Source organism: Pedobacter xixiisoli, from assembly GCF_900215335.1.
GTDB lineage: Bacteria > Bacteroidota > Bacteroidia > Sphingobacteriales > Sphingobacteriaceae > Pedobacter > Pedobacter xixiisoli.
The window spans coordinates 1-21,137 of the sequence record NZ_OCMT01000004.1 but is presented as its reverse complement, the minus strand read 5'-3'; the positions used below and the strand labels follow the sequence as shown (position 1 = coordinate 21,137).

At 37.6% G+C, this 21,137-nt stretch carries 19 protein-coding genes; 11 read left to right on the top strand and 8 right to left on the bottom strand.

Translation table 11 applies throughout. From position 1 onward, the window contains the following. Positions 1-10 precede the first annotated feature (10 nt). Positions 11-745 (top strand): glycosyltransferase family 32 protein, encoded by a 735-nt coding sequence (locus CRO54_RS16215; RefSeq protein ID WP_097133141.1) that lies wholly within the window; start codon positions 11-13, stop codon positions 743-745. 197 nt (positions 746-942) lie between these two features. Here the strand turns inward: CRO54_RS16215 and CRO54_RS16210 are convergent, their stop codons facing one another. Then, positions 943-3,231, bottom strand: a complete 2,289-nt coding sequence (locus CRO54_RS16210; RefSeq protein ID WP_097133140.1) for a Tex family protein — start codon at positions 3,229-3,231, stop codon at positions 943-945. A 157-nt stretch (positions 3,232-3,388) separates the two neighbouring features. Here CRO54_RS16210 and CRO54_RS16205 point away from each other — a divergent pair, with 157 nt between their 5' ends. The 6 genes from CRO54_RS16205 to CRO54_RS16180 all read left to right on the top strand — a co-directional run bounded on the left by CRO54_RS16205 (position 3,389) and on the right by CRO54_RS16180 (position 7,679). Continuing rightward, complete coding sequence (locus tag CRO54_RS16205) at positions 3,389-3,811, top strand: hypothetical protein (RefSeq protein ID WP_097133139.1); 423 nt, start codon at positions 3,389-3,391, stop codon at positions 3,809-3,811. Between the two features lie 179 nt (positions 3,812-3,990). Then, positions 3,991-5,190 (top strand): GTPase HflX, encoded by a 1,200-nt coding sequence (gene hflX, locus CRO54_RS16200; protein ID WP_097133138.1) that lies wholly within the window; start codon positions 3,991-3,993, stop codon positions 5,188-5,190. A gap of 100 nt (positions 5,191-5,290) precedes the next feature. Further along, the gene (gene rbfA / locus CRO54_RS16195; RefSeq protein ID WP_097133767.1) at positions 5,291-5,671 is read left to right on the top strand and encodes a 30S ribosome-binding factor RbfA; all 381 of its coding nucleotides are present in this window, start codon (positions 5,291-5,293) and stop codon (positions 5,669-5,671) included. Further along, the gene (trhA, locus tag CRO54_RS16190) at positions 5,664-6,299 is read left to right on the top strand and encodes a PAQR family membrane homeostasis protein TrhA (protein WP_097133137.1); all 636 of its coding nucleotides are present in this window, start codon (positions 5,664-5,666) and stop codon (positions 6,297-6,299) included. The genes rbfA and trhA overlap by 8 nt, the downstream gene beginning before the upstream one ends. 322 nt (positions 6,300-6,621) lie before the next feature. Next, the gene (locus CRO54_RS16185) at positions 6,622-7,278 is read left to right on the top strand and encodes a TonB family protein (protein WP_097133136.1); all 657 of its coding nucleotides are present in this window, start codon (positions 6,622-6,624) and stop codon (positions 7,276-7,278) included. Positions 7,279-7,280: 2 nt separating this feature from the next. Then, positions 7,281-7,679, top strand: a complete 399-nt coding sequence (locus CRO54_RS16180) for a hypothetical protein (RefSeq protein WP_138765868.1) — start codon at positions 7,281-7,283, stop codon at positions 7,677-7,679. A 15-nt stretch (positions 7,680-7,694) separates the two neighbouring features. Here CRO54_RS16180 and CRO54_RS16175 read toward each other — a convergent pair whose 3' ends face one another. Next, the gene (locus tag CRO54_RS16175; RefSeq protein ID WP_097133134.1) at positions 7,695-10,505 is read right to left on the bottom strand and encodes a polysaccharide lyase family 8 super-sandwich domain-containing protein; all 2,811 of its coding nucleotides are present in this window, start codon (positions 10,503-10,505) and stop codon (positions 7,695-7,697) included. 266 nt (positions 10,506-10,771) lie between these two features. Next, positions 10,772-11,650, bottom strand: coding sequence for a diacylglycerol/lipid kinase family protein (locus CRO54_RS16170; protein ID WP_097133133.1), 879 nt, complete (start codon positions 11,648-11,650; stop codon positions 10,772-10,774). A 52-nt stretch (positions 11,651-11,702) separates the two neighbouring features. On the opposite strand from CRO54_RS16170, the gene CRO54_RS16165 reads away from it, so the two are divergent. The 4 genes from CRO54_RS16165 (at position 11,703) to aat (ending at position 14,197) form a co-directional block, all read left to right on the top strand. Further along, a complete protein-coding gene (locus CRO54_RS16165; protein ID WP_097133132.1) occupies positions 11,703-12,680 on the top strand; it encodes an App1 family protein in 978 nt (325 codons plus the stop codon). Positions 12,681-12,684: 4 nt separating this feature from the next. Then, on the top strand, positions 12,685-13,083 hold the full coding sequence (locus CRO54_RS16160; RefSeq protein WP_097133131.1) for an META domain-containing protein: 399 nt from the start codon (positions 12,685-12,687) through the stop codon (positions 13,081-13,083). An 87-nt stretch (positions 13,084-13,170) separates the two neighbouring features. Continuing rightward, complete coding sequence (locus CRO54_RS16155) at positions 13,171-13,521, top strand: hypothetical protein (protein WP_097133130.1); 351 nt, start codon at positions 13,171-13,173, stop codon at positions 13,519-13,521. A gap of 40 nt (positions 13,522-13,561) precedes the next feature. After that, the gene (gene aat, locus CRO54_RS16150; RefSeq protein ID WP_097133129.1) at positions 13,562-14,197 is read left to right on the top strand and encodes a leucyl/phenylalanyl-tRNA--protein transferase; all 636 of its coding nucleotides are present in this window, start codon (positions 13,562-13,564) and stop codon (positions 14,195-14,197) included. Between the two features lie 57 nt (positions 14,198-14,254). On the opposite strand, the gene CRO54_RS16145 is transcribed toward aat, so the two are convergent. The 5 genes from CRO54_RS16145 to htpG all read right to left on the bottom strand — a co-directional run bounded on the left by CRO54_RS16145 (position 14,255) and on the right by htpG (position 20,121). After that, entirely contained in the window at positions 14,255-14,836 is a 582-nt protein-coding gene (locus tag CRO54_RS16145; RefSeq protein ID WP_097133128.1) for a TlpA family protein disulfide reductase, read from the bottom strand. A 1-nt stretch (position 14,837) separates the two neighbouring features. Then, entirely contained in the window at positions 14,838-15,752 is a 915-nt protein-coding gene (locus CRO54_RS16140; RefSeq protein WP_097133127.1) for a M28 family peptidase, read from the bottom strand. A gap of 149 nt (positions 15,753-15,901) precedes the next feature. Next, positions 15,902-16,618 (bottom strand): DUF4397 domain-containing protein, encoded by a 717-nt coding sequence (locus CRO54_RS16135; protein WP_097133126.1) that lies wholly within the window; start codon positions 16,616-16,618, stop codon positions 15,902-15,904. A 115-nt stretch (positions 16,619-16,733) separates the two neighbouring features. After that, a complete protein-coding gene (locus tag CRO54_RS16130; RefSeq protein ID WP_097133125.1) occupies positions 16,734-17,963 on the bottom strand; it encodes a metallophosphoesterase in 1,230 nt (409 codons plus the stop codon). A gap of 274 nt (positions 17,964-18,237) precedes the next feature. Then, complete coding sequence (gene htpG / locus CRO54_RS16125; protein ID WP_097133124.1) at positions 18,238-20,121, bottom strand: molecular chaperone HtpG; 1,884 nt, start codon at positions 20,119-20,121, stop codon at positions 18,238-18,240. Positions 20,122-21,137 lie beyond the last annotated feature (1,016 nt).

Sequence of the window (21,137 nt, the reverse complement as noted above, 5' to 3'; positions counted from 1 at the left end):
AAGAATTTTTATGATACCTAAGATTATTCATTATTGTTGGTTTGGACGAGGGCAGATGCCGGATTTAGCTTTGAAATGCCTAGAGTCTTGGAAAAAATATCTTCCCGAATACGAAATCAAGTTATGGAATGAAGATAATTTTGATTTCGTTAGTTATCAATATGCAGCAGATGCCTATAAAGAAAGAAAGTTTGCCTTTGTTTCAGACGTTTGCCGTTTATATGTATTAAAGGAATTTGGTGGCCTATATTTAGATACCGATGTAGAATTTATTAAGCCTTTTCCAGATAAGTTCTTGGATGATATCGCTTTCACTGGTTTTGAAGATCAGCTTGTTTCTGCAGGGGTAATTGGTAGCGTTAAAAACGGTGAATGGATAAGTAATTTATTTTCTTTATACCACACCAAAAGCTTTTATAAAACGGATGGAAGTTTAGATGTTAACCCTATTACCGAAATGATGACGGCTTCTTTGGGAAGGGAAAAAGGAGTACTGCCTAATAATACTTTTCAAAAAATAGAAGGTTATTGTACCATTTATCCTAGCGAATATTTCTATCCAAAAAGTTGGAAGACATTAAAAATGAACATCACTCCAAATACCTATTGTATACACCACTTTGCTGGTTCTTGGATTGACCATAACTATACCTTTTTAGGTAAAATGGCGAATTTGATTCTGGGAAAAAGAACTGCGCAAAATTGGTCTAGGAGGTATAGAAAGATTACAGGCAAGAAAAGATAGCCCCTCTTTGCCTTTGGCATCTATTGATATTTTATTGTATTTGAAGCTCAATGAGCTCGCTACCATTCGGTTCTCCCCAAAAGGGTGAGAAAAGCATTTTTGAAAGGAACATTCATTATTCAAGCTGTATATTAATAATTATGCTTCCTGTTCTCTCTCCTTTTAAAGGAGAGAGTTAGAGAGAGGTTGCCTTCTAATTATTTAAACATTCCTTTCAGCTTTGCTAATTTAGCTTGCAAATCGCCATCAACTTCTTTTTCTTTTTTTGGTTGATTTTGATTGAACTGTTTACGAGGTTGCTCATTACGTTTCTGCGTTTCGTCTTTGCCCTTTGCTCCTTGTTCTTTACTCTTAGCAACACCTTCCTCCTTCATCGATAAAGAAATCCTTTTACGCTCTACATCAATATCTGTAACCGTAACCTGCACTACTTGACTTACTTTTACTACTTCGTTAGGGTTGGCCACAAAACGGTTTGCCAACTGACTTGTATGTACTAAACCATCTTGATGCACACCGATATCTACAAAAGCACCAAAATTGGTGATGTTGGTAACAATTCCCTTCAGCTTCATCCCTTTTCTTAAATCTGCGATGCTATTTACGCCATCGGCAAAACTAAACGCTTCAAATTGTTCACGGGGATCGCGACCTGGTTTAGCCAATTCCTTCAAAATATCTTGAAGTGTAGGTAACCCAACTTCGGCACTCACATACTTTTGCAGGTTAATTTGTTTTTGCAGCTCCGTCTCTTTTATCAGCTGTGCTACAGAAACGCCCAAGTCTTTAGCCATTTTGCTTACTAGTTCGTAACGCTCTGGGTGTACACCACTGCTATCTAAAGGTTGCACCGCATCGCGAATACGCAAGAAACCGGCCGCCTGTTCAAAAGCCTTATCTCCCAAACGAGGAACTTTTTTGAGGCTCTCTCTGTTTTTAAAAGCTCCATTTTTGTTACGATAGGTCACAATATTCTGTGCCAAGCTATCGCCCAAACCAGAAACATACGACAATAATTGCTTGGAGGCCGTATTTAATTCTACACCAACAGCATTTACGCAGCTCATTACTGTGTCGTCTAAACTGTGTTGTAATTTAGTTTGGTCTACATCGTGCTGGTATTGTCCTACACCAATAGATTTAGGGTCTATCTTTACCAATTCTGCCAAAGGGTCCATAAGCCTGCGTCCAATCGAAATGGCACCACGTACAGTTACATCATGGTCTGGAAATTCCTCTCTTGCCAAAGGCGATGCCGAATAGATAGAAGCTCCACTTTCGTTCACCATTACAATGGTCGTGTCAGCTATTTTAAGTCCACGGATAAAAGTTTCTGTTTCTCTTCCTGCAGTACCGTTGCCGATAGAAATGGCTTCAATTTCATATTTTTCGCAAAGTTGCTTCACCTTCCATTCTGCATCTTTGATGTTCCCTTGTCCGGTATGTGGATAGATAGTGGTGTTTTCAAGTAATGCGCCTTGTCTATCTAAACAAACCACTTTACATCCGGTTCTAAAACCAGGGTCAATAGCCATTACATTCTTTTGTCCTAGTGGGGCCGCCATTAGTAGCTGACGTGCATTAGCCGCAAAAACCCGAATAGCTTCTTCGTCTGCTTTTTGTTTAATCGCTGCCCTTAACTCAGTTTCCATTGCCGGGCGAAGCAAGCGTTTGTAGCCATCGTAAATAGCTAATTCTACTTGTTTGCTGGCGCTGTTATTTCCTGTGATGAATTGATTGTCTAAAATTTGAATGGCATCTTCATCTGGCGGAAGTACATCTAGCTTTAACAGGCCTTCTTCCTCGCCACGCAGCATTGCCAACACACGGTGCGAAGGTGCATTTTTAGCACTTTCTTCCCATTCAAAATAGTCTTTATATTTAATAGCCTCAACCTCTTTTCCTTTTGCCAAAACAGTTTTATAAGTTGCTTTTTGCTCAAAGTACTTGCGCATCTTTGCCCTGGCTTCGGCGTCTTCGTTAATTATTTCGGCAATGATATCCCTTGCACCTGCTAATGCATCTTCCGTATTTGCTACACCTTTTTCTTCGTTGATGTAAGTGCTAGCTTCTTGCTCTACATCAATTCTGCTTTGCGCCAAAATTCTTAATGCTAAAGGCTCTAGGCCTTTTTCTCTGGCTATAGATGCCCTAGTTTTTCGTTTTGGCTTATATGGGAGATAGATGTCCTCTAAAATAGTCAGTGTTTGTGCGGTATTTAGCTGCTTTTCGAGTTCTGGAGTAAGTTTGCCTAATTCTGTTAATGATTTTAAAATCGCTTCCCTACGTTTATCTAGCTCTTTTAATTGCTGTGCTAAATCTCTAATTGCAGCAATCTGCACTTCGTCTAAACTGCCTGTTAATTCTTTTCGATAACGAGAGATAAAAGGTACAGTGGCGCCTTCATCTAAGAGGGTAAGCGTTGCGTTAACTTGCTTGCTATTGATGTTTAACGCTGTTGAGATATGTTGCAGGTGGTTATTCATAGTCATTATTAAAGAGGCTAAAATTAACCTAATTAAATAAGATTATAACGAGCTTTTGAATTTTAAATTGGGCAAGATGTAAAGGAAATGTGACCATGTTGGCATAGAGTTTGATTTTGCGGTTACTCATTATAGTTGTAACCTAAATTATTTAATCATGCAAAAATTTAAAAAATTATTAGCTCTTTCGTTTTGTTTAGTTGTATTAACCGCTTTCTTCTCTTGCTCAAAAGATGATGATAACAGTTCTGGAAACGCTGATGAAGCAGCTGCCGCTAGAGTTGTAGGAACATATAAAGGCACAATAGACAATTTTTCAACACAATATTTTGATGCTACTATTATTGTTACCAAAGAAAGTGGAAATAGAGTGAAAATTGCACCTAAATCAGGAGAGGTTTACTCTGGAGTTACAGCTAAGATTATGGTTATACAAGCAATACCAACAACTGATAATGCTACGGCACAAGACCCTAATGGTACCTTGTTATACGACAATTCACAGAAGACCATCACTTTAATTACTAAACAGACTGCAGCTAGTGATGTTATTTTCCATTTTGAGGGAACTAAGCAATAACAGTTAACCATATTTGATAAACAAGGGTTCCATTTCATGGTGAAGTGGAACCCTTGTTATTTTGTAACTTGTAATTCGCAAACTCTAATTAGATGTTTTGAGTGATATTGGGTTATGTAAATCAAATCGTAAATCTAAAGCCATAATTCGTAAATCCATTCGTATCTTTGTAGTAATTAATGGGAAAACAAAAATTTTATGATACAGCGCCCAAACAAGAACGGGCGATTTTAGTGGGAGTGGCTTTGCCAGGTGAAAAGACCGAGCAAACCAGAGAGTATTTGGATGAGCTGGCCTTTTTGGTAAATACAGCAGGTGGCGTGGTAGAAAAAACTTTCACGCAGCGCATGCAAAAGCCAGACCGTGCTACCTTTGTAGGTACAGGTAAGTTGGAGGAAATCCAAGCTTATGTAAAAGCGGAAGAGATAGATATCGTAGTATTTGATGACGAGCTTTCGCCATCGCAACTGCGTAATATAGAAAGAGAGTTACAGGTAAAAATATTAGACAGAAGTAACCTCATCTTAGATATTTTTGCTGGAAGGGCACAAACTGCGCAAGCGAAAACTCAGGTAGAATTGGCACAATTACAATACTTGTTGCCTCGTTTAACACGTTTGTGGACCCACTTAGAGCGTCAGAAAGGTGGTATTGGAATGCGTGGACCAGGTGAGAGCCAGATTGAAAGCGATAGAAGGATGATTTTAGAAAAAATCACTTTGTTGAAAGACCGCTTAAAACTGATTGACAGGCAAAACGAAACCCAACGTAAAAACCGAGGACAGTTAATTCGTGTGGCTTTGGTAGGTTATACTAACGTAGGTAAATCAACCATTATGAACATGCTTTCTAAATCGGATGTTTTTGCTGAGAACAAGTTGTTCGCAACGTTGGATACTACGGTAAGAAAAGTCGTGATAGAGAATTTACCTTTTCTATTGTCGGACACGGTTGGTTTTATTCGCAAACTTCCTCACCATTTAGTAGAATGTTTTAAATCTACCTTAGATGAAGTTCGTGAAGCAGATATTTTGGTGCATGTGGTTGATGTTTCACATCCAAATTTTGAAGACCAAATAAATACCGTTAACGAAACTTTGAAAGATTTAGGTGCAAGGGATAAAGAAACGATCATGGTATTCAATAAAATTGACGCCTATGTAGTGCCTGAGCAAGATAAATTATTAGATGTAGATGAGCAACGGGAACCATTAACTTTAGCAGATTTCAAAAAAACATGGATGGCGCATCATAATGCTCCCGCTATTTTTATTTCAGCTACACAAAAAGAAAATTTAGAAGAATTTAGGACATTGTTGTACGACAGAGTGAAAGATATTCACACTACACGCTATCCGTATGATAAATTGTTATATTAGATATTAAACCGTCATTGCGAGGTACGAAGCAATCTTAAAGCGATAAGTTTTTAGTTGTTAGCTTGCTTTGTACCTCGCAATGACGAAAGGAAATAAATTTATGGAAAGTAACAGACAAAAGAAGTTTGCAGGATTATTACAGGAAGAATTGGCCTCAATTTTTCAAAGAGAAGGTGCGGCTTACTTGCCAAATACATTGGTAACAATTACTAAGGTTCGTGTATCGCCAGATTTGGCAGTAGCAAAAGTGTACCTTAGTTTCTTAAATACAAACAATACGAATTTATCTGTAGCTACGGTTAATTCGCATGCTGGAGAAATTAGGTATAAATTAGGTTCGCGTATTCGCCATCAGGCTAGGGTGGTGCCTACATTATCTTTCTTTGTTGATGATACCAATGAATACGTAGAAAGAATGGACCAAATTTTCGACAAAATAGCTAAAGAACGTAAGGATACGGATTTGCCAGAAAATGAGTAAATACATCCGGGAGCCCGGAAATTTCATTACACACTTCTTGCCTGCAGTTTTAGCAGTACCCGGATTACATCTACTGCTGGAAAAATCAACAACGGTTTTTGAGAACGTAGCGGCTTTGGTTTACGGAGGAGGGATTTTACTTCTTTTTAGCGTTAGTGCTATTTATCACAGTGTGCCCAAAACAGAATACGGCATTAGATTTTGGCAAAAGTTTGACCACTGCTGTATCTATCTAATGATTGCAGGTTCGTTCACACCAACTGCACTAATCATTTTTGATGGTTGGCTGCGTTGGTTACTTTTCGGACTGGTTTGGCTAATTGCTATTTTGGGCTGCTTGCTCAAAATCTTCAACAAGTTAAAAAAGGGAAATCTTTCTACTGGATTATACATTGCAATGGGATGTTTGATTATCCCATTTCTGGCAAAGATGATCGAAAGCGTGCCTGTAGCAGGCTTGTTTTGGTTGTTTTTTGGCGGTGTTTTTTATATCGGTGGCACTTACTACTACGCAAAGGATAAACCATTGTATAAATATTTGCACAGTCACGAGTTATGGCATCTGTTCGTGAACTTTGGGGCACTATCTCATTTCTTATACAACTATGTTTACGTTTTTAAGGGGTGATATACCTTATCAAAGGTTTTGCTACGACTTATATAAACCCTCTCTGCCCTATGGGCATCTCTCCCAAAGGGAGAGAGTAGTAAAGTATATTAAGCAATTTAAATTTTTGGGAGAGATGGCGTAGCCAGAGAGGAAACAATAGAACTAATGCAGTAAGTTTAATAAGCCCGGTTGGAGCGAGCACGCAGTAAAGCGTAAAACGGGACTTTCGGTACAACAATGCTGCTGTAACTGCTTTTCTAAAAACAATTTAACGTTCTGCGTGTAAGTAACAATGCCAATAGGGGCTTTAAGCTTTCTTAAATAATTTGTAAATTTAATAATGAGCCGATTGATTTTAGTTTTATTGCTGACCATCTCTTTGCAGGTAAATGCACAACAACGCCCGAGCATTAAAAACGGCTTGGAATCTTTTGTGAAAGCGAATACCATTTACCCAATGTATGCCCTCGAAAACTGTATTCAGGGAAATATGGAGGTTGCTTTTAAGGTAAATAAAGAGGGAAAGATAACTTACGCTGCCGTAACTAAAGGAATTGGTGCGGATTTAGACGCTGAAGCACTTCGCCTAATTAAATTAACTAGTGGAAAATGGATTATTCCAGCTGGCTATGATACTACCTTTCTAATTAGGACACCTATGAAATTTTCTTTGCAGGATTATGGTTGCGAGCAGATAAATCCCGGAAGCGTAGGCTTAGCCATTAAACAATACAATGATGATATGGCATCGCTCAGCAAGATTGCTAATTTTTACAGAAACATAGCGGAGGGAACTGAAAACTTTATTGAAGAAGAAAAAATCATTGATCTAAAAAAGGAGATGGGAGTAGATGAAGACTTTATTGCCAGAAAATTAAGAATTGCAGAAAAAAAAATAAGTCAGGGCGATTTGGAAAGCGCTTGCGAAGATTTTAAGTTTGTGAAATATATGGGCTCAACAAAAGCGGATAAGCTGCTTGCCAAATATTGTAAATAAACATGCGTATACTTCTTCGATCTTTTGTTTTTCTAGATTTACTTTCTTTGGTGTTTATGACCATGCAATTATGGTCTGTCTTCCAAAATTTCTCTAAATTTACATTGCTTTCAGATAAAATTCAGGGTGTTTTAATGTTCCCTATGTATGCGTTGGTTTTGTTTGGAGCTTATGGTTTGTTCTTCGGAAAGAAGTTGGGTTTTATTAGTTATTATATTCAGTTCCCTTTTAGGCTTTATTTGTGGGTTTTTACGTTAGGATTTATCACTTTGCTTCCGGAAGCACTAAGTAATTACGACGATAAATGGTTCCCTGTTTTATTAAAGGTCTGTTTTGCAGCCGAGTTTATAAGGCTTTACTTGACCATTAGAGCTAACATAGCTGCCAAACAAGAGGGCTAAAAGCTATAAACTACATTATCTATTCACAATAAACTTTGTCGATTTTTCTTCGGTTCTCAGGTAATAAATGCCATTTGGAAGTTTACTGATATCAACAGCGTCTTGCTCGTGTACAAAAGTCTGTTGGCATAGTTTACCTAGTGAATTGTAAATCCTTATCAGTTGCTTTGGCTCGAGTTTAATATAAATGTAATTATTTGCAGGATTGGGGAAAACCGATACATCATCAGCCTTTACCATTTTTGGAACAACAACAAAATCCGAAGTGCTAAAAGTACCATCTAGATCTACAATTTTCAGTTGATAGTATTGTTCGTCATTAGTTGCGGTTCTATCAGTATAACTGTAATTGTTGATGCCACTTTCGTTATTATAAGGTTTAACTTTGTTGATAAGCTTATCGGTACCTAGTTTTTCTTTGCGCCATATTTCTATATAATCAACGTTCTTTTCGTTGGTGCTTTTCCAACTGAGGTTCACCCCATTAGTTCCTCTCTTTCCATTAAAGTTTAACAGCTTTAAAGGTAACACATTATATTCTGGGAGATAGCCGATCGCAGTTTGCCCGCCATATACGTTACCTGTAATTAATGGGATGGTAATTTCTCGTGCTATATTTTCTCCCTTCCATTTTGCTTTAATGGTAATCTGTGTTTGTGCTTTGGTAGGATCGGAAACGTGTAACCTGATTTTTCCATTGGCCATTGGCTGTACCATCAAAAGGCAAGGCTTATCGGTATTTACACTAATGGTGTCATTAGCAAAAGTTTGATTCGCACTATGAAAAATGAAGCTATGGAGATTGAGTTTTTTGTGCCTTACAGCTTGTATTTGTGAAGTATTTGATAATATAGTAATGTCGTTTTTAACCACATAATTGTTCATTTCCTCAGCTGTATTTTTATTTGGTACTACCACATAGGCATAGTTGCCATTTTGTGGTGTAACACCGTGCTTGAGCCATAAGGTAAATACATTATTGGTGATAACAGTAGACGGTTCTTTACTTGTAATGTCACTCCATTTTCCAGTTCTCGGTAAGGCTGTTAAGCCAATGTCGCTATTTCCGCCTTCGGGTATAACGTAGCCCACTTTTCCGTGTAGCACCCACTTTAAATTGTTCGCACTTGTTTCAACATTGTTATTTGTGTAGGTTGTCAGTACTCCATCTTGAGAAAAAGTATTTACATCCCCTTGTAATAGACATTGGTTCAGGGTAGTATTTACTTCTCCTGCCCCAATAGAGTTAATACCTGCGCCTAGACAAACAACTTCATCGTCGAAAAAGAACCAAGCTTTTTTTCCGCGGGTATTGTTGCTGTCCATATCATAAACGCTCACACCTCGGGTAGTGTCAGATACTCCTCCTACAAAATCTCGGTTCCCTTCAGTACCCCATGGTGTTGGTCTTACCATAGTTCCGTTGCGTGCTGTAGTACCAGGAATCATAGCCCAATTCCACGTAGGGAATATATTGTAGTATTCGGTGCCGGTAACGCCGATATTTGTGCCGCCATCAGCCAAAAAATATCCAAGTAAGCTTTCGTTATTACCATTTTCGCTTCTTTCGGTTCGCTTAGATACGGTTCTTATGTCAAATGTATATTCTGGCTTGCTATGCAGTGTATAGTCAGATCTATGGTAATGTGTATGGATATTTTCTAATTGATAACTTGATGGTTGCGATTCATTGATTCTCGCGATAGCTTGGTCATAAATTGTAGCATAAGCAGGGTCTTTTATTTTGATGATTTTTAAAAAATTGACTAGGCTACCTTGGTTTAGGCGACCTCTAAATGCTATACTCCTGCCTAAGATATTGTACAAGTAATAACGACCTCTTATAGCTCTTAGATAGGTTTGGCGTAAAAAGTTACTATAAACGTTTAATCTTTCACTCGATAATTGATAGGATGTTCCATCGCATAGGACTAATGTTTGCGCTATGTCTTCCACTAATTCTCTTCCATAGCCTCCTATATATAATTGCGGCCCATGTGCATGAAATGAATAATCGTGCTGTATTCCAAATCCTGTTGTAAGCGTTAAAGGGTCAAAGGTGTATTCAATAGCTTGATCCAGCAAGTTTTTATCGTTTTTTAAACAAGCCCTATAGATCCAATGCCTAGCGATTTGTGTCCTATTCGATCCATTTTGATTTGCAGGGCTTCCTGCTTTAGTTTCCAATAAATAGAACATTTTCGCTTCCAGATCTGCAGGAATTTTTAATTGACCATATCGCATCACAAGTAGTGTTTCAGCAATTCTACTAGGATACGCAATGTTATTGTAATACCAATTACTGTGTGTAGGATTAACTCCATACCAATATTCGAGCCCCTTTACAATCCCATCGTACAGTCTTTTTTCATTATATTTTGCTGTGCCAGGTTGCGAATAGGCTATAGCCATTATTCTTAAATTATCTACATGAGTATATTCTACACTTTTACCAGTGTAAGTTAAAGCCCACGATCCATCAGCTTTTTGGTTATTCACACGGGTTGTAGCCCAAGCTGCGATGCTAGACGCCGAATAGCCCGGATGTGAGTCAGAATAAATCAATTTTCTGCCGGCAGCCATTATTTTAACACGATCGGCCTCATAATCGAACGAAGCGGTAGGACGTTGGTTCCAATTAGCCCTCTCTAGATTATCACGACTATTATCAATCGCTATATCAGAAATGGAATATTCAATACGATCATCTTCCGTTTGCATCTTCCTTGATAATCTATCTTCCTTGCCGATGGCAAAAAGAAAACCTAGATTTCCTGGCAAAAGCGATAGGCAAAATAATACTTTAGAAATTGATATATTTTTCATCCTCTTGTCTTTTGGTAGATGCTTAACGGGGTGAGGTTAGATGGTAGGAAGATTTAAACTTACTTTCTACAAGAAAGAGTTGTAACTTATTGAGTGCAAAATTAGTTAATAGAAAATGCTTCACCAATTTAAATGGATATAAGTCTATAGCTTATAGGAATATAAGTTGTTTTTGAGGTAAAATGTGGTGTTGTAACAGTTATAGGCGATTCAGATTTTGGGGAAGTTATATTTCGAAAGCTCCTGTATCTCTGTTCGATAATTCGCTAAGGGAAAATAATATTGATGGAATTAGGAAGTAGTTTAGCTTCAACTTTATTGGTTTTACCTAAGTATTCGCCATCTACTTGAAAATGGACTTTGTATTTAGTGGTGATTTTTACTTCAGAAGCTTGAAAACTCTCAATTTTTTTAGGGTTCCACGGCAGTTTGCTCATCCATATTTTTAGGATTTCCATCACCGCATATTCTTTAATTAAAATTATTTCGAAAACGTCATCATTGAGTTTTCCATTAGGATTAATATTGAAGCCCGTACCGTATTCGGTGGCATTGGCAATTACCACCATTGCCGCATCAGCCTTGATGTCACGGTCGCCAACTTTAAACTGCACCTTCATTTTTCGATGGTTCCAAAAGGCATGCCACGCAGATTTGGCATAGGTCAACATTCCTCTGGTGGGTAATTCATCAAATTTTTTAACCAAGTAGGCATTAAAGCCGATATCTGATAAATGGATACACAATTCATTATTAACCAATGTGGTATGTATTTTTTGAGGATTGCCAGTGGCTGCAACTTCCATTGCCTCTTCAAGATCTAAGGGAATGCCGAGCTCTTTGGCCATGCCGTTGGCAGAGCCAGCAGGAATAATCCCGATGGGAGTTTCAGTATTTAATAAACATTCCGCAACTAATTTCAAAGTGCCATCACCACCAACTGCTATTACCCTATCAGCCTTTGCTTTTCCTATGGCCTTTTTAATTTGTTCGACATTACATTTGCGTGGCAGCTCAAAAATTTCAATACTAATTTCACTATCACTGAAATAATTGATAATCTGCTCGCTAAGACTTGCATCTTTGCTGCCAGAGCCTTGGTTTACTACAAATAGTAGTCGTAGTTTGCTGTTCTTATAGGTCATATAAATAATATGATATAAAACAACAATTGTGGTACTCTGTTTTAAATATTATATGTCGAAAAAAGTAGCTCAGGTAAAGGTATATCATGGATATGGACACACTCATAATTTAGTGGTCTATGGTCATGTTTTTAAACACAGAGCAAAAGCAAAACAGCGTTATAAAGATGGTTTTTTCGCCAATATGAAGCATCTGTTCAGGCTTTTTATGGTGAAACCTTATCCTTTTGCGAAAGTACAATTGAATTTTAATGGACAAACGGTAACTACTAACGCAGCTTATGATGGCTTCTTTAAGTTTGAGTGGGAAGCCAAAGAAAATGTTGACGCTGGTTGGCATGATGTAGATGTGCTAGCTTTTAACGAAGAAGGAGAAGAAATTGCTAAATCCAGTGGTTCTATTTACGTTCCTCATATTACACAGTATGCATTTATTTCAGATATAGATGATACGATAATGGTTTCGCATTCTAAAACCATTGCCAAAAGATTGAAAGAATTACTACTCAAAAATCCCCGAACTCGTAAAACATTTCAGTCTACTAGGTATCATTATGAGTTACTTGCAAATGCACATACAGCACCTCAACAACCTAATCCGTTCTTTTATGTGTCTAGCAGCGAATGGAATCTGTACGACTACTTGGTAGAGACTTTTAGGTTTAATGGATTTCCAGAGGGTACTTTTTTATTGAACCAATTGAAACGATGGAAAGATTTACTGAAAACAGGTAAAACAGGTCATGATGGAAAATTCATTCGAATCATGCGAATTATTGATGCCTTCCCAAATCAGAAGTTTGTGTTTTTAGGCGATAATTCACAAAAGGACCCAGAAATTTATTATAAAATCGCAGAAAAATATGGCAAAAACGTAATTGCTGTTTATATTCGAAACGTAAGAAAATCTAAATTATTCGCTACGCAAGAAATATTGAATAAATTAGAGGACAAAAATATCAGTACCTGTCTTTTTGTGCATAGCGAAGATGCCATTGCTCATTCCAAAAAGATAGGCTTAATTAGTTAATAGAATGAAAAGAATAATTTTAGCACTGTTTGTATTTATTGCATTACAAGCTTGCACCAGAGACCTTAGCGTGATCAAACAAAAAGACACTAAGTGGGAGTTAACACGTTGGCCAAACAAAACCATGCCTACATCGGCAAAAGCTACATTAAATGTAAGCGGAGGAAATAAAATTGGTGGAAAATCTTTTTGTAATACTTACGGTGGCAACGCAGTTATTAATGGTAATGCCATAGAGTTCAGCAAAATCTTCGGTACTAAAATGTATTGTGAAGCTGTGGGTAAAGCCGAAAATCAATATTACGCTGATTTAGAAAAAGTCACTGCAGGCAGGGTTTCTGGCAATAGACTTTATCTATATCAAAACGAAACTTTGCTGATGGTTTTCAAAAAAGCGGAGTAACACACAACACCATTTTCGTTACATTCTTTTTATTACTAATGGAATTATTAGTGTTATCTTGCTGATACACACAAAAAACCTAAAAAAATGAAAAGAATTTTCCTATTGGCAACGATGATTGCCTTTTTTGCTATCGGCAAAGTATCTGCTCAAACGGTTAATGGCATTAACCTCTCAGATTTAAAGCAAGAATATATTGAGTTTCATGCCTTTAGGCAGGGAGATAAAATGCTAATTTGGTTAGAGTACGGACAAAAAGTACTTTATGATAGGCATGCTGCAATTGTTAAGGATGTAAAGGGTAAAAATTTGGAGTTCAACTCTGCTATTGAATTTCTCAATACAATGAGATCGAATGGTTACGAATTATTTCAGGCTCACTCAGTTGCTACAGGCAATGATGTAACTAAGTACTACGTTCTTAAGCGAAAAAATTAATTTCATGGCAACCTAATGGATATGTTCTGTATTTTTGGACATGGTTTTTAGGTTGCCTGAAGATGAAATCGTATTTCCAAACCCTGAACTAGCTGATGAAGATGGCTTACTTGCCATTGGTGGCGACTTAAGCGCTGAAAGATTAATTCTTGCTTATCAACATGGTATTTTTCCTTGGTTTAGCGACGATGATCCCATTTGCTGGTATTCGCCTCATGAACGTTGCGTAATTTATCCCGATAGGATTAAGGTGAGCAAAAGCATGAAACAAATCCTGAAAAATGGTGGATTTAAAGTAACAGCTAATCAGGCTTTCCTAAAAGTGATTGCAAATTGTGCTAAAACCCCACGTAAAGACCAGCCAGGAACATGGATTACCAATGAAATGCAAGAAGCATATATCAATTTGCATCAGTTAGGCTGGGCGCACAGTGTGGAAGTTTGGAAAGATGGGAATTTGGTAGGTGGACTGTATGGTATCGCTATTAACAAAGTGTTTTGTGGCGAAAGTATGTTCAGTTTGGTAAGTAATGCCTCTAAAGTTGTGTTAATATTTCTTTGTCAACAAACAGATTTTGAATTGATAGATTGTCAATTACCTAACGACCATCTGTTGAGTTTAGGTGCAGAGCTGATAGACAGAGAAACATATATGAAGTTTCTTAATGACCAGTAATTAATCCCAATAACCAAATTTCAATATTCAGTCGAAAATAAACGGATGATTAATGAACTATTGAACGCTCACTCTCAACTTCTCTATAAACTCCACAAATTTCTTGCTATTATAGTTGGCAGCGCCCTCATGTTTGAAAGATAACCTACCTTGCTTATCGAAAACTATAGTGGTTGGTAGCGAACCCGCAAAAATTTGTTCGGGAACATTACTTGCCATTTGATAAACCGGCATGGTATATTTTCTCGCATTCATGTATCCGTTAGCTTTCTCGAAATTGCTGTCGGCATCTAGAAGAATAAAAACGACATCTTTATTATCCTTGTGCTTTTCGTATAATTTATTGATTGATGGCATTTCCGCTAAACAGGGCGGGCACCAAGTAGCCCAAAAGTTAAGGAAAACAACTTTTCCTTTCAGCTCATTTAATGTAACAACCTTTCCGTTTTGATCTTTAAACTTTAAGTCGGCGGTAGGGTTAGTTAAGTTTTTTTCAGTTTTAACATCTGGATTGAATAAACCTACCTGCATCAAACCTTGCAACAACAAAGCTTTAGCCGAAGGTACAAAAACAAATAAGGCTAAAACAAGTATGAAAATTCCGTTAGAGATATACTTCTTGATGTTCTTTTTATCCATTCTATTTCGTCAACTTTAGCAAAGCTAAGTAAATACCATCAATTACCTTTGCCATTCGGGCGATATCCAAAGTTTCCATTTTATCTGTTTTTTTATGGTAATTCTTATTTCTATAGAACGAGGTATCGGTAATCATCATTGCACTGTACCCGAAATTCCAATAATTTAAATGATCAGAGAAATCTATTCCTGGTAATGATGCGGGAGCATTAAACTCTTCTGTTTTTATAGATTTTGACTGTTTGAAATGGTCGCTAAACTCCTTTACGAATTTTCCTTTTTCTTGGGTACTAACTAAAGTAATGTAATCGCCTTTGTTGCCGTACACTTTTGCCATTGCTGCTAAAGGGTATTCTTGACTGTTTGCTTTATCGCTAAAGTAACCAATCATTTCTATCGAAATCATCCCCAAAACATCAATTTTATTATCTTTTAAATGCTTGGCATGAATATAACTGCCCATGTGTTCGGTTCTAAAGTAGGGAGGCTCTTCTAAGGTGTAAGCAATCAAATCGATACGCTTATTGAGTTTTTGACCTTTTAGCTGTTGTGCCAATTCTAACAATCCAACTACACCACTGGCATTGTCATCTGCGCCTTCTTGGTCGCCGCATACATCGTAATGTGCTCCGATAATGATACGTTGGCCTTTTTCTGGCCCAAATGAGCAAATTACATTTTTGTATATTTTTCCATCAACCTTATATTCTTGGAACGAAACGTTGCTACTATATTTCGAAAAATCAGATTTGATATAGTTGGCGATAGCATTTAATTGCTTTAGATTTTCATAGTTTCGATAAGATGCGGTCTTGGTAATATTTTTAAGATGCTTTTTTATCGCAATTGTATCCGCATTAGCGAAACTATTGTAACCAGATAAAACTATAAATGAAATGAATAAAATCCTTAACATATCGGAGAATTTAATTAGTGCAATAAATAGTTAAGATAGGTATAATACATAAAAAAATCGCCATTGCGATTGAAGAAACCTGTTGCTTAGACAGTTTGGTTTTCTCCGAACGCAATGGCGACGAAATTGTATTTGTGTGTGGGGGAGTATTAGTTTACGTTACCTGTGCTGTGAACAAAAATCTTTGCAGAAAGTCTAGTGTCGTCTGTGTTGGCTTTTAAACCTTTGGCATAAACGGTATAAATTTTACCATCTTCTAATTTAACAGCGGTAATGCTGCTTTCAGTTGCTCCACTACTATTTTTAATGTTAAGCGTTACGCTTTCAGCAGCATCTACAGCTTCAAAGGTACTATATTCTTTAAAAGCTTTGTTTAAAACGAGGTCTGTAGCGGCACCGTTTACATTTAAGCTTAAAGTACCTCCATCAGGGCTTAGGTTTACAAAACGGATTTTTGCTTTTCCTGTGGCAGGTTTCTCTAAATTATCTTCTAACATCAAAAATTCGATATTAGCGAAGGTATTTGCCACGAAAAGTGAATAGCCAGCTTGTGGTTTAAGTGTATGCTGCAAACTTTTTAATGAATTTGAAGTTCCTCTTTTAGTGACATTAAAAGCCCTGTTTCCAGAGAAAGCGCTTAAATAACCAATTTTACTGCCAAATTCGAATTCGCTGCCGTTTGCCCTAGAATTGTCTACATACACATCTAATAGTTCTGTAGTAGGCGATGCCTGAATGATGTTTAATCCAGAAACTTGGATAGGTTCGTAGTTGCTGTCCATTTTAGAACAAGAAACCAGACCTAACGAAAGCAAAGAGAACGTTAACGCAGCAGCGATAGCTTTGTGTTTTAAAAAAAATCTCATGATGATATAAAAATATTAAATAATGCGGCACCTTGCCATTAACTCACATCATCCATACGCAGACAATCATAAGAACGCTACAATTTTTTAAATGTTTTTCTCTTTTGCTTGATTTTTAGTTGTTTGCTTTGGTTTTTCGCAGCTCGATCAAAGTAATTTCTGGCCAAATGCCTACTCTTCCAGAAAAACCAATAAAGCCAAAGCCTCTATTTACGTTCAAAAATCTGTTGTTCTCTTTTTTAACGCCAGCCCAATGTTTGTAGCGGAATTGTACAGGGCTCCATTTTAAGCCAAAAGCTTCAATACCAAACTGCATTCCGTGAGTGTGTCCAGCTAAGGTAAGATGTATCTTTGAAGCATGGTTTTTCACTTGTGCCTCCCAATGACTTGGGTCGTGAGATAGCAGGATTTTAAATTCATCTTTTGTAGTGCCTCGTAAGGCTTTCTCTAAATCGCCACGTTCGCCAAAGCCTAAACCCCAATTTTCTATTCCCGCTAAAGTAATTTTATGGCCATTTTTTTCTAGCCTCACATGCTCGTCTAATAATAGCTTAAATCCAATTTCAGCGTGATAATTCTTCAACTGTTGTAAGTTTTCTCTTTTTGCCGCATCGCTTTCCCACTTCACATAATCGCCATAATCATGGTTGCCTAAAACAGAGAACTGACCAAATGGAGCTTTAATTTGTGAGAAATGATTGATATAAGGTTTTACCTCTTCGGCTTTGTTATTCACCAAATCTCCAGTAAAAACAAATAAATCCGCCCGTTGGCGATTAATCAAATCAATTCCTTTTTGTACCGCTTTAGGATTAGTTAAGCTGCCTGCATGAACATCAGAAATTTGAGCTAGCTTAAAACCATCAAAAGCATCTGGTAAATCATCAAAATATAAGGTGTGCTTAATCACCCGATAGGCGTATTTTCCTCTAAAAATCCCGTAAACAAAAGCAATAACGATTACTAATACTAATGAAATACCTAAATAAACTCCAATTAATGGCCTTTCGGGGTAAACGAAATTGCTTTCTGAAAAATAGTTAATTACTCCAATTAGTAATCTGTAGGCATCTGTGAGTACTTCAGTTAATACGAAAACCAATAACGAAACAAAATAAACCAACAGCGCATGTGCACTTATTTTAAATAAATTCGTTTGCCCATCTACGCTAAGCCTTGCTAAGCTAAACGAAAATCCTGCTATAAGTGCGATCGGAAAAATCCATAACCATGGAAGCAGTGTCACTGATATTAGTGGAGCTAGTGCACTTAATGCATATCCATTAATTAGCAGGAACACTAATGCAAATATTAAAATCGGTACAAATGGAAGTTTTCTTTTCATGTTTCTAAAATTTGAACCACCTAAGACATCTTAGCTCATTTAAGTTTTTATCAATTCCTAAAGTGTTCTTAGGTGTCTAAGGTGGTAAACTAAAAAAGCATATCGTTAAAATAAAAATTGCGAGGTCCGAAGCAATCCTAAAGCGGTTAAATAATAGCTAAAGTTGTAAGATTGCTTCGTGCCTCGCAATGACGATAATACTTAAACGTCCCTTTTAGGGGATTAAGCACAATTTGTCTTATTGGCGTGCTTGAGGGCTGCGCCGTTTAGGGGGTTAAATCAACTCAACGCTGCGGCTTACGAATGCAGTTAATTCTGCACCAGTTAACATACCTTGCGAAAGTAGTGCTAAATCAACCGCCTGCTTGGCAAATTTGCTTTGCTCTTCTTCGCCAGCAGCTAAAATTTTGCTTACCAATTTATGGTTTCCGTTGATCGCCACTTTGTAACTGTCAGGCATATTGCCATAGAAACTCATTCCGCCACCCATTTTTGCCATGTCTTTCATTCTACGCATAAACTCATCCATAGTAATCGTTACAGGCGCATCATCTGGATTTAAGCCAACAACCTCTACAGTGTAACCTGGTTTGGTAATCGCTTTTTCGAAAATGCCTTTAACCGTCGTAGATTGCTCTTCGCTCAATACCGACTCCAACGTCTCGTCTTTCTCAATCAGTTGGTTCGCCACCGAAGCATCCACACGCTTCAATAATGTTTTCTCCAACTTCTGCTCTAAGCTGCTCACAAAATGACTGTCAATTGCAGAGTTCATCACTAATACATCGTAACCTTTTTTCTCTGCAGCTTGGATAAAACCATCTTGCTTATCTAAATCAGTAGCATATAAATAAACTACGTTACCGTTTTTATCTGTTTGTGCGGCACTTACTTTCTCTTTGTACTCTTCAAAAGTGAAAGCTTCTTTTTTGGTGTTGGTTAACAAGGCAAAATCTTTCGCTTTATCGTAGAATTTCTCCTCGCTAATCATACCATATTTCACGAACAAGCCAATATCACCCCATTTTTCTTCAAAACCTTTACGGTCTGCTTTAAATAGTTCGCTTAACTTATCAGCTACTTTTTTAGTGATATAGTTGTTGATTTTCTTCACGTTACCATCGGCTTGCAAGAAACTTCTTGAAACGTTCAAAGGAATATCCGGACTGTCAATTACACCATGCAACAACATCAAGAATTCAGGAACAATGTCCTTCACTTCATCAGTAATAAACACCTGACGAGAGAACAACTTGATTTTGTTGCGCTGCATATCGAAATCTTCTTTCACTTTAGGGAAATATAAAACTCCCGTTAGGTTAAAAGGATAATCAACATTCAAGTGGATCCAGAACAAAGGATCGTCAGAGAATGGATATAGTTGCTTGTAAAAATCCAAGTAATCAGCATCTGACAAATCTGCAGGCGCTTTCGTCCAGATTGGGTTGGTCGTATTTACAATGTTATCAACCTCAACCGATGTATATTTAGCTTTTCCTTCTTCGTCAACTCCATCTTCTACGCTGTCTGTTTTAGTGCCAAATTTAATTGGCACAGGTAAAAATTTAGCGTATTTATCTAAAATCTCTTGTAGTTTGTGCTCGCTTAAAAACTCTTCACTTTCTGTATTAACATGTAAAACGATATCTGTACCACGAGTAGTTCTCGAACCTTCCGAAATTTCGAAAGAAGTACTGCCATCGCAAGTCCATTTTGCAGGCTCAGCACCTTCTTGGTACGATAAAGTGTTGATTTCTACCAAATCAGCCACCATAAACGCAGAGTAGAAACCTAAACCGAATTTACCGATAATTTCGTTAGCATCTTTTGCATCCTTAAATTTCTCTACAAACTCGCTGGCGCCAGAGAAAGCCACTTGGTTAATGTATTTTTTGATTTCTTCAGCAGTCATCCCCAAGCCATTATCGCTAATAGTGATGGTTTTTGCTTTTTCATCTAACTTTACTTCCACCAAAGGCTCGCCAACCTCGCCCTTAAATTGACCAAGAGCGCCTAAGCGTTTAATCTTTTGCACCGCGTCAACCGCATTAGAAACTAATTCCCTTAAGAAAATCTCATTGTCCGAATACAGGAATTTCTTGATGATTGGGAAAATGTTTTCTGTGTGTATGGAAATACTTCCTTTTTCTGTTGTCATATCTTAAACTAATTTTTGCTTATACCGTTGTTTATCAATGCTTGTTCCAAAGTAAAATATAGGTCAAAGTGGCAGGATATAGCGCTGTAGTTTAGCTCCTCTCTCGCTGAGTCTGTTTAGCTTAATGAAATTTGTTGTATTTGAAAAGCAGTCATTCAAGTTCTTCGGTTCCGATAGCCCCGCTGTTTATTTCAAGTCCGCACTCGTACCTCGCTTGCGGGCTTTCCATTTCCATCGGGTTTATTTTACTGCGGCACCACTAGTGGCGAGCTCAGTGCCTGCAAACCGCTTACATATATATATTAAGGTTGGGAGAATTACACCTTTAATAGTCTTCCATTTCCATCGGTTTTATTTAACGGAGGAACTACTGCTAACTCGATATAGCGATAGCCCCTCAAATCTCCGTTCAGCTAATTTTCGGTCTCTTGTTTTTCGGATTGCAAAAATAAGCCAAACCACCTTCTTTGAAAGGAAAATAAGCAACCGAGAGTTTTTTGCTACTTTTTGCGGTCAAAAAGTAGGAGCCCAGCGGCCGCGAGCTAAAAAAACGTTTAAATGTAAACTACATATAGTATACTGCTTAAACCGAATTCACATTATTCTTAATAATAGTTCGATGCTGCTTTCCACGTTTTCCTAGTGTTTTTTGGGCGTCCGTATAATGCCGTAGTATCATTTATAAGGTATGATTGGTCTAAATGCCGGCAGAGCGATGCTTCTTTGCGACCTTTGCTTCTCCGTGTTAAAATGGCAACACGTATATATATAGTATAACTGCTATACCCTGCCTGCAAGCCGTGTGTTATACTGTACTGGGAGCCCTGTTGGGGAGCCCATTATATAAATGTATACGTGCATAGGGGAGGTGTGTGCATTTTTTGTGTCTGTATTCCAGATGGTTGTGCTTTTATGTGCAATAAAACACGCCTTTGGTATTGCACGGGGGATAATTTTTTCTACCTTTGCACTCCGCTTCGGAGGAAGAGGGGACGCCTGAAAAGCGATAACAAACT

Bases quoted from the DNA above. Each gene is read 5' to 3' on its own strand.
- CRO54_RS16145 (WP_097133128.1), bottom strand. From the start codon at position 14,836: ATGGATAAAAAGAACATCAAGAAGTATATCTCTAACGGAATTTTCATA.
- CRO54_RS16130 (WP_097133125.1), bottom strand. From the start codon at position 17,963: ATGAAAAGAAAACTTCCATTTGTACCGATTTTAATATTTGCATTAGTG.
- hflX (WP_097133138.1), top strand. From the start codon at position 3,991: ATGGGAAAACAAAAATTTTATGATACAGCGCCCAAACAAGAACGGGCG.
- CRO54_RS16160 (WP_097133131.1), top strand. From the start codon at position 12,685: ATGAAAAGAATAATTTTAGCACTGTTTGTATTTATTGCATTACAAGCT.
- CRO54_RS16170 (WP_097133133.1), bottom strand. From the start codon at position 11,650: ATGACCTATAAGAACAGCAAACTACGACTACTATTTGTAGTAAACCAA.
- aat (WP_097133129.1), top strand. From the start codon at position 13,562: ATGGTTTTTAGGTTGCCTGAAGATGAAATCGTATTTCCAAACCCTGAA.
- rbfA (WP_097133767.1), top strand. From the start codon at position 5,291: ATGGAAAGTAACAGACAAAAGAAGTTTGCAGGATTATTACAGGAAGAA.
- CRO54_RS16205 (WP_097133139.1), top strand. From the start codon at position 3,389: ATGCAAAAATTTAAAAAATTATTAGCTCTTTCGTTTTGTTTAGTTGTA.
- trhA (WP_097133137.1), top strand. From the start codon at position 5,664: ATGAGTAAATACATCCGGGAGCCCGGAAATTTCATTACACACTTCTTG.
- htpG (WP_097133124.1), bottom strand. From the start codon at position 20,121: ATGACAACAGAAAAAGGAAGTATTTCCATACACACAGAAAACATTTTC.
- CRO54_RS16165 (WP_097133132.1), top strand. From the start codon at position 11,703: ATGTCGAAAAAAGTAGCTCAGGTAAAGGTATATCATGGATATGGACAC.
- CRO54_RS16135 (WP_097133126.1), bottom strand. From the start codon at position 16,618: ATGAGATTTTTTTTAAAACACAAAGCTATCGCTGCTGCGTTAACGTTC.
- CRO54_RS16210 (WP_097133140.1), bottom strand. From the start codon at position 3,231: ATGAATAACCACCTGCAACATATCTCAACAGCGTTAAACATCAATAGC.
- CRO54_RS16140 (WP_097133127.1), bottom strand. From the start codon at position 15,752: ATGTTAAGGATTTTATTCATTTCATTTATAGTTTTATCTGGTTACAAT.
- CRO54_RS16155 (WP_097133130.1), top strand. From the start codon at position 13,171: ATGAAAAGAATTTTCCTATTGGCAACGATGATTGCCTTTTTTGCTATC.
- CRO54_RS16180 (WP_138765868.1), top strand. From the start codon at position 7,281: ATGCGTATACTTCTTCGATCTTTTGTTTTTCTAGATTTACTTTCTTTG.
- CRO54_RS16185 (WP_097133136.1), top strand. From the start codon at position 6,622: ATGAGCCGATTGATTTTAGTTTTATTGCTGACCATCTCTTTGCAGGTA.
- CRO54_RS16215 (WP_097133141.1), top strand. From the start codon at position 11: ATGATACCTAAGATTATTCATTATTGTTGGTTTGGACGAGGGCAGATG.
- CRO54_RS16175 (WP_097133134.1), bottom strand. From the start codon at position 10,505: ATGAAAAATATATCAATTTCTAAAGTATTATTTTGCCTATCGCTTTTG.